Genomic DNA, 8,189 nt, shown 5'->3' on the forward strand with positions numbered 1-8,189 from the left:
GGGCTCGAATGCAAATTACCTTTGGCTCGTTGTCTTACTAAACCTCCTCACTTGGATCTGTTGCGCCAGGTTAGGGTTCAATCGCAGTACCCTGCCCGCTTGATCCGCGACCTGGCTGCTGGCGTTTCGAGGGGCGCGTACCGCCCGCCTGAGTAGCGACGACAGTCAAGTGCGTGTCCTGCAGCGATGACAGCCGCGCCTATGTCCTGCCCGTCAGCGTAGCAGACACCGACCCAGCGGTCATAGGTGCGATCGCCATTCAGGTCGCAGGTGATTGCGCGACCCCGGAGATAGTTGGTCAACCAACGCTTTGCGTCCTGACCTGCACGTGTTTTCAGTTCCGGCGCATCCACGCCGTTCAGGCGCACTGGCGTGCCGTCAACGACTATCGTATCAGCGTCCCTAACATGAAGAGATTGGGCGCCGACGGTGGAGGCGCAGGCGATGATAGCGGCAGTAAGGATGTGTCTCATACCGCGAGAAGTGCAGCAATCAACAAGATCTGTAAAGCTGCTGTCATCGCAAGCACTCGCCATCTACAGCCCCACGGCAGACGACATTGCAGGCGCAGCCATTCCCAGCCGTATGGGCGGATTCCGGCCATTCGCTGCGTCAAGCACCAAAGGCCGCCGGGGCCTTCTACGCGATATAGCCAAGCGCTGACCACGGAACGAAGCATGTGCCCAAAGGACCTCAATACACGGTGGTGTGGAGATCAGGCAAGAAAGCCAAAAAGCGTCGCTCTCCTGCTTCGGCGGGATCAATCCTCTTGCGAAAAATGCCTTGACTGGAACGGACCCGTTGCCGAAGTCCTGAGCCTAAGTTCGACTGAGGTGTGTCCGCATCATAGAATTAATTAATTGGGTTTTCTGAAAATCTAGGGTTGCACCGGTCCCGGTCACGACCCCACTCGTGAAGGTGATTGACGATCAAGATTAGAGACATAAATCGTTTGCGCCGAGCTCGGCGTTCGACGCTGATCCGCAGGAGGGCTTTGCCGCAGGCAGGCTAGGTCAGTTGCCGAACGCCATAACCACGAGACCCGAAACGATCAGGGTCAATCCCAGCGCCTTGGCCAGTGTCAGCGTTTCGCCCAGAACCAGCACCCCTGCTCCGGCCACCATGACAAAACTCATGGCAACAAACGGATAGGCCAGCGACAGGTCGATTTTCTTCAGCGCAAACAGCCACAGGACCGTCCCCAGGCCATAGACCGCCAACCCGGCCAAGACCCAGGGCGACATCAGCATCGAGACAACCTTGGCCAGGGCGCCGCTGTCTTCGGCAAAACGTACGACGCTGACGCCTCTTTTGAAAAACGTCTGCCCGAGTGCGGACAACGACACGCTGACGAAGATCAGCAGGAAGGCCGCAATGCTCATAGCAGGAACGACGGAATCGTGAACTGACGGGCGGCGACAACGACAACCATCATCAGCAGGATCGTAATCTGGCTGATCCGGTCCTTCAGGGCAAAGAGCACCGGGTCATCTTCCACTTTGCCCCGGCTGGCCCACATCCAGATGCGATAGGTCCAGAACATCAGGAGTGGAATGACAAGCCACAGCAGATCCTTGCCGGGATAGCTGGCCTGCACCCTGTCGGAAGTGATGTACTGCGCAAGGGTCAGCAGGCTGAGCGCCGCAGTCGTGATGCCAAAGCTCTGCACAATCGACAGCTCCTGGCCCCAATAGTTGCGGCTGGGCAGCTTGGTCTCCTCCGACACCTTCATCAACTCGATGGAGCGTTTGAGATAGGCAAGGCTGGTAAAGAAGAACAGCGAAAAGGTCAAAAGCCATGCCGATACAAGAATGCCCGTTGCGCTCGCTCCAGCAACGATCCGGATCGTGAAAAGTAGGCCCAGGATAACCACATCGATTGTCGAATAGTTCTTAAGGGCAAAGGTATAGATCATGGTCAGGACGAGGTAGCTGATCAACACAAATCCGAACGCCGTGCTAGTCGCGCCGAAAGCCAGCACCATGGCCGTTACAATCAGGCCCAAGGCCACCAAGGATCCCGCCAACGGCGAGACGTCGCCAGCTGCAAACGGGCGATTCCGCTTCTTCGGATGGCGCCGATCCGCGTCGATGTCGAACAGATCGTTGACGAGGTAGGTCCCCGAGGTGAGCAGGGAAAAGGCGACGAAGGCCAGCACTGCGTGGCCGAGCACGGCCAGATCGTCGTAGGTATGGGCAAAGAACAGCGGCAAAAAGAGTAACGTGTTTTTCAGCCATTGATGCGGCCGCATTGCCTTACGGATGCAGCGCCAAATCGGACGCGCGTCCTCGATCTGCAAACTGGTTTGCCCGCTGGTGTCCTGCGCCATGCTCCGTGCCGACCCTTGCGGGTTCACGAACCCGCGCACGGCCGCGGCGCGCCAGATCGGCAGATCCGCCGGGCTATCGCCAAGATATTCGAATGGCCCGCCGGCGCAGTCGGCCTTGATGGCCTCGAGTTTTATCTGTCCCTTGAGGTTTCTCTCCGGCGTCGAGGCAAGAACTGCGTCGAAGCACCCCAGATGCGCCACCACGGCCTTGGCCACCAAGACATCTGCGGCGGTCGCAAGAACCACACGCCGGCCCTCGGCGCGAGCCGCCCGCGCATACGCCACCACTGCGTCCCGATAGGGCAGAAGATCGGCCTGCACCGGTGCATTTTCAGAGGCGACACGTTTGATTTGCGCTGCGTTCAACGAGGGGCCGACGCTGATCAGCGCGCCCAACCCACGCGGCGTCTTCAAGGCGGACAATAGCAATTCCTGTGCGACATCGGTGCGCACCAGCGTGCCGTCCAGATCGACGTACAGTGGCAACGCGGCTTCGGGCGCTGCACTCGCAGCGGCATCGTTCCGGCCCAAATAACAAACCTCCTGCAACCTTGGGTATCTCGAAAGATACGCCGTGCAATCCTTCGGATCGATCAGGTGAAGGGTCGCACGATCGGGAACCCTCACTCAATCAGGCTATATACGGCACGTCCATAGGATTTTCGTAACATCGGCGCTCTGACCTGTCGGCTCTGCCGCACGAGACTGGATCCGTTTGGCACGGCGGTGATGTGAACCCTTCACTTTGAGGGTTTTACAACGCTGTTCCAAGCGGTTGGGCAGGCCGGGCAACCAAGTCTTGACCTGCTCGCGACGACACGACGAACCACTCGACCCGAAGCCAGACATTGAAATCCAGTGGAAAACGGGCCCATCCAAGCGTTCAATGCCCTTCAGGGCGGCGTGTTCGAGCGGGTCCCGGTTTAGGAGCCTTGCGGAGCGCCACGAAAAAAGGGAGGATCGGCGAAGGCACAACAAAGAGAGCAGTCAGCGCAATACGATCAGACACAACCTTGATTGCAAAGCGCTGTCCTGAGGGCATTAAAAGTTTGGTGTCGTGCCCGGTCGGAAAAGCCAATGCCCAGCCCTCCAAGCTTGGGTAATGGCACAGATGCACAGGACCCCTCGACCTATGCGACAAGAGAATGGCAGCCTGGTCCTTGTATCCACACCATTGATCCTTTTTGCGATCGCCTTCGTCTTGCGGGCGCTTGGCGTGGACTACGGTTATTTTCACGGCGACGAGCGGATCAACGACGCAGCCAAGGTGCTGACCGGCGAACTGGCGCCCGGACAGCACTTCTATCCGCCGCTTATAAACTACGTGAATGCCGGCGCCTTTGTCGGACTGTTCGCAACCGGGGTCGGCCTTGGCTGGTGGGACAGCATCGGGGCATTCCGGGCACAGTATTTCATTGATCCGACGGTCTTCTATGTCACCGCTCGGCTTGTCACGGCGGTGTTCGGAGCCCTGTTGGCACCGGTGTGCTACTGGACCGCGCGCAGGGTCGGGCTGAGTTACCGCGGCGCGCTGGTCGTGGGCCTGCTAGGCGCATTGTTCCCCCTTGGCGTCTATCTTTCACACATTGCCAAGGGCGATGTCGCCATGGCCACCTTTACGGTTGCCGCATGTGCCGCAGCAATTGCCCGGCGCGACACCATGCGCCCGACTCGCTGGGATATCCTGTTCGGCGTGATGGTTGTCCTGGCGCTCAGCTTCAAGCAATCTGCGGTGTTCATCCTGGCGCCCCTCGCCTTTGGACACATTGCCCTGCTCGCTAACGGCGAAGGCGGCAGGGCCAGTGGCGGGGCGTTTCTGCGCGGGATCGTCACCGTGCTCATTTTCTGGCCGATCCTGAACATCGGCACCTTGCTGGATTTCTCGACTTTCCTCGAATATCAGCACATCCAATCCGTGATGTCAGTGCGCGGCGTCGACCAACCGTTGAGCGGCGCACAAACCCTGGCAACGCGCGCGCCGCTGCTGGTGCTTGGCCTGAACCCGCTGCTGATGGTGGTGACGGTGATCCTCCCGGTCCTCGTGCTGCTGCCAATCTGCAAGCTGCATCACAAGGGTCTTTTGCTGGTAATCTGGGGCGCGCTGATGATCGGCACCCTCGCTGTGGCCTTCATGGCGGGACCGCGACAGCCGGAACACTTGTGGATCGCCAATTTTGCCGGGTTTGCCCTGCTGGCGACGCTGGCCCTGGTGGGCCTCTTCGAAGGCTCCGGAGGTCCTTCGCGATCGCTGGCCGGGCTCGGCTTGGCCCTGACCCTCGCCATGTCACTCTGGGGGGCGGCGCTGCCCGTCGGCCAAGCGCTGTCCGAGCCGATCTGGAAAAAGACCGACGCCCTGCTGCGCAACCAGTTCTTTGACGCACGCGCCCTGACCATGGTCGAGACAGCCATCCCCATCACGCGAGAGGTGCAGCAGCGACAGTTTGCGCGCTGGGACAGGTTGGCGGCCAAGTACGACGTGACGATGCCCGACATGGCCCCCGAACGCATCGTCGAGGTCTCGGCCCCCAACTCCCAGTTCATCATGCCGATGCCAAGCGCGATGTACGGGCTTGAGCATGTCGACGAAGACGCCGAAGGCTACGAGGTGCAAGCCCACACTTGGCCGCTGCAACCCGAAGAATGGCAGCTGGACTACTGGCTGGACCAGGATTTCGAAGTCTTCCTGGTCAAGGACCTGGACCACCAGCTCAACCAAAGCGAGGCCCCGCTCATGCGCGCGTTCTTCGCCGAAGTCGTGGACCGCTGCACTCTGATTGAGACCTTCGATCCCAACAAGCCGCTCTATCTTGAGCGTGTTGTCAGTGTGTTTCAATGCTCTCTGCCCGACAAGAACACCGCACCACTAGCGGCAACCGCAACCGGTGAGTAGCCGAGTGCCGGAGGACCTGGCCTCGGATGTTCTTCAGCTTCGGTGGGCGGCCAGAGATGTTGATGCACGGTGGCAATGTTGCCCTACGAACCACGGTCGCCCTAGGTGTTCAGTCCCGGCATTTGGTGGATCGGATCGATGATGGATCTGTCTGGCTTTGATCTCCGTATTTTGCAGATGTATTGGTAGGGCGTGCGCAGCTGATCGTGGCGATCGTAATGGTATCGCTTCACCGTCGCCTCCTTGATCGTGCGGTTCATCCGCTCGACCTGGCCGCCCCGCAGGAAAGCAGTCCCCCGCACTGTTTTCTGTTCCTCGCGGCTCCATGGATGGCTGGGTTTGGTCAGCCGGTGCTCAATCTCATTGGCCTTGCAGATCATGTAGAAACGCATAGCCCGAGAATAAGGGGTGTTACGATTGCGGGGCTGTTCGGCGAACTGGATGCCATTATCGGTCAGGATCGTATGGATGCGATAGGAGACGGCCTTGAGCAGCAGTTCGAGGCACCCCAGGCAGTCTTGAGGCCGTATGAGGCGTTGTTTGCAAAATCGGTTCCCCTCGCCCTTCTGACCTCGCCTGCCCAGAAGTGCTGCGAGATGCCGCGAAAATCAGTTTCAGGGAAGCTGCAACGCGGCGATGGACAACCAGGCGAATGACGGCAAAAGGCCGCGAGCGATGCCGCGCGAGGGTCGACCAGGCGCTTGGGTCTGCGGCGCAGCGAAGGTCCGGAACGAGCCCATCTTGACCAATGCTGCATGACACACAGATGTCCACTATCTGTTCCCATGTCAAGATTTTTCAAAAACCGATCAAGTTTTGAACGATTTTTATGACGGCGGAAATTGAGGCGGGATGGATGCGTTCCAAAACGAGGTTTTGGATATTCTCTTACGACCGCCGAAATGAGCCAATACTCCCCACAGTGTGCCTATGGCAGCTTTCAGCCCTTCACGCTCGGTGCGAGGAATGACAACAAGCCGCGCGGAAAACGCTCGCTTAGCCTAGCTTCCCTGATAGTCTCGGCAAATCCTTTCACCCCGTCCGGCAGGCGAGCGAAAGTTCGAACCAAAGACTTGTGCATTTGTACTCCGCCTACGATAGTTATGATCGTTACTAAAACCAAATCGGGAACGTAGAATCCGCTCAAGTGAGGCGCTGAAGTGATTAAGATTAGAACAGGACAATGCATGAAGAAAATAACCAGGCTGTTTTTTGACAGCCAGTCGAAAAGCGGCATTTTTAGTGCTTGGGTTCGATGAAAAACTGAAATAAATATTAGCGAAAATAGAACCTTTTGAATGATAAATAGATCAATATCGCCCCAGTTTTCACCGATCTTATGAAGATAAACCTGATCCTGACCAATTTCCACCTGCAGGGCCACGCAACATAGCATAAGAATACCCAAAAGTATCTCCTTTCCGTGCAGCCACTTCAAAATCTCTTGCCAGTACGAGCCAAGAACTAAGCCCAACCAAAAAACTGGCAAATAATATGCAAGAGAATGAACTGCGCCCAAAGTGACATCAGCGTTAGGTCGATGTATGAAGGCGGAAATAATCATGCCAAAGATGATTAGAAAAACCTGAACTGGTAGCTTAAGTCTACAAAACCAAACGTGCGATGGCGCCAACGCCATGAGAATTAGGAAGAAGGGGACGTACCAATACGAATGAGCCATGCTACCGTTCAACATCATTTGAAATGCGTAAAAAAATGGGCTGACGCCCTCTCTGATGCCTTCTTTGTAGCCGACAACGACAGCCAAAAAGAGGCCAACGGTCAAATAAGTCCCGCTTAATTCAGCCCACCGGCGACAAAAAATAGTTCTGGTGCATGTGTCTCCGTTCACGAGGCGTGACACTGCCTTAATGCGAAATAGAATACCCGCTATTAGAACGAATATCACTGTCGCGGATGAGATTATCAAAAACGCAGGGTTGAAAGCATATTGGGCCGGAGTCAAGCTCTGCACATGAAATGCATGCCCAAAAACGACACAGAGTGCTGCTAGACCGCGAAGCCGCCCAAGGCTTGTAAGTCGTCCTATTGATTGCATCGGTGTCTATCCTTATCACAATATCTTTGCGGTGCTTTCTCACCATTAATTTTAGCTTACTGAAAAAATGCGACGAAAATTGGGCGCAAATTCCGCATTGACAGCCCTGCCAAAATAAACTGTTTGTTGAACGATTCGCTGAACCGGACATTGGCGCATCTGCAGTGAAGGTCTGAAAGGTCCCGCTCTGCCGACCTTCATCCTCCGAAAATGCTGTGCCATGGACGAATGGCCGGTCCGGTGAAGCAGCGGCGTGGTCGGTGGAAGGCGGCTCTGGGCCGTTCGCGTTGTGGCTCTCGCCGAGAAAGTCACCGCTCCTGAAGCATCGCTGCATGTGGACTTCGCGCCTGACCTGCCCCGTGCCGGTCCCTCATTCATAACGAGAGTCTGCAGGTTGGTGCTGTGCTACCCAAAGTATCCCCGCTCGGGCTCGGGGATCACATCACCTATCGCTCCTGCCCCGCGCTACGCCAAGTGGTGGGTGTCGTGTCGGTGGCGGCTTTGAACGCGCGGGTGAAATGGCTTTGACTGGCGAAACCGCAGGCCAATGCGACCTCAATAAGGGAATCAGGGCCGCGCAGAAGGGCCTTGGCACGGGCGATGTCAACGGCGGCGCAAAAGCCTGCCAGCGGGGCGGAGCAAAAGTAGGCCAGTTTGGTGCGTGCGCCTTGGGGCGTGATGCCCTCAAATAGCAAGCGCGTTCCAAGGCGCATTGGCCGTCAGGCCAATTCTTTCGGGACTACTGTTTGCAGGATTTTGTGCGCGAACGGCTTTGGTTAAGGCGTGACCTGCCACGGGATTTTTCCTCCACCGTCGATTAGAGTCCGGCCCAACTTGAGGACGGACAATGAAGCGAACAAGATTCACGGACGAACAGATCATCGGCATTTTGGCCGAGCACGAGGCAGGCG

General features: G+C 57.2%; 7 protein-coding genes and 1 pseudogene. 1 reads left to right on the forward strand and 7 read right to left on the reverse strand.

The features are described 5' to 3' along the window. Nucleotides 1-77 precede the first annotated feature (77 nt). The 3 genes from J4E08_RS22950 to J4E08_RS22960 form a co-directional block, all read right to left on the reverse strand. A complete protein-coding gene (locus J4E08_RS22950; protein ID WP_349540488.1) occupies nt 78-473 on the reverse strand; it encodes a thermonuclease family protein in 396 nt (131 codons plus the stop codon). Between the two features lie 540 nt (nt 474-1,013). Further along, on the reverse strand, nt 1,014-1,382 hold the full coding sequence (locus tag J4E08_RS22955; protein ID WP_349540489.1) for a DMT family transporter: 369 nt from the start codon (nt 1,380-1,382) through the stop codon (nt 1,014-1,016). Continuing rightward, on the reverse strand, nt 1,379-2,860 hold the full coding sequence (locus J4E08_RS22960) for a UbiA family prenyltransferase (RefSeq protein WP_349540490.1): 1,482 nt from the start codon (nt 2,858-2,860) through the stop codon (nt 1,379-1,381). Before J4E08_RS22960 ends, J4E08_RS22955 begins: the two co-directional genes overlap by 4 nt. A gap of 643 nt (nt 2,861-3,503) precedes the next feature. Here J4E08_RS22960 and J4E08_RS22965 point away from each other — a divergent pair. Beyond that, nucleotides 3,504-5,219, forward strand: a complete 1,716-nt coding sequence (locus tag J4E08_RS22965; protein WP_349540491.1) for a phospholipid carrier-dependent glycosyltransferase — start codon at nt 3,504-3,506, stop codon at nt 5,217-5,219. Nucleotides 5,220-5,320: 101 nt separating this feature from the next. Here J4E08_RS22965 and J4E08_RS22970 read toward each other — a convergent pair. The 4 genes and pseudogenes from J4E08_RS22970 to J4E08_RS22985 form a co-directional block, all read right to left on the reverse strand. After that, nucleotides 5,321-5,722, reverse strand: a pseudogene (locus J4E08_RS22970) (hypothetical protein); the annotation flags it as partial. Between the two features lie 437 nt (nt 5,723-6,159). After that, nucleotides 6,160-7,278, reverse strand: coding sequence for an acyltransferase family protein (locus J4E08_RS22975; RefSeq protein WP_349540492.1), 1,119 nt, complete (start codon nt 7,276-7,278; stop codon nt 6,160-6,162). A gap of 446 nt (nt 7,279-7,724) precedes the next feature. Beyond that, on the reverse strand, nt 7,725-7,991 hold the full coding sequence (locus J4E08_RS22980; RefSeq protein WP_349540493.1) for a helix-turn-helix domain-containing protein: 267 nt from the start codon (nt 7,989-7,991) through the stop codon (nt 7,725-7,727). Further along, nucleotides 7,963-8,189: hypothetical protein (locus tag J4E08_RS22985; protein ID WP_349540494.1), on the reverse strand; the 227-nt coding region annotated here is incomplete at its 5' end. The genes J4E08_RS22985 and J4E08_RS22980, both read right to left, overlap by 29 nt.

The organism is Sagittula sp. NFXS13 (assembly GCF_040148795.1).
Taxonomy (GTDB): Bacteria; Pseudomonadota; Alphaproteobacteria; order Rhodobacterales; family Rhodobacteraceae; genus Sagittula; species Sagittula marina.

Bases quoted from the DNA above. Each gene is read 5' to 3' on its own strand.
- J4E08_RS22980 (WP_349540493.1), bottom strand. From the start codon at position 7,991: ATGCGCCTTGGAACGCGCTTGCTATTTGAGGGCATCACGCCCCAAGGC.
- J4E08_RS22975 (WP_349540492.1), bottom strand. From the start codon at position 7,278: ATGCAATCAATAGGACGACTTACAAGCCTTGGGCGGCTTCGCGGTCTA.
- J4E08_RS22955 (WP_349540489.1), bottom strand. From the start codon at position 1,382: ATGAGCATTGCGGCCTTCCTGCTGATCTTCGTCAGCGTGTCGTTGTCC.
- J4E08_RS22950 (WP_349540488.1), bottom strand. From the start codon at position 473: ATGAGACACATCCTTACTGCCGCTATCATCGCCTGCGCCTCCACCGTC.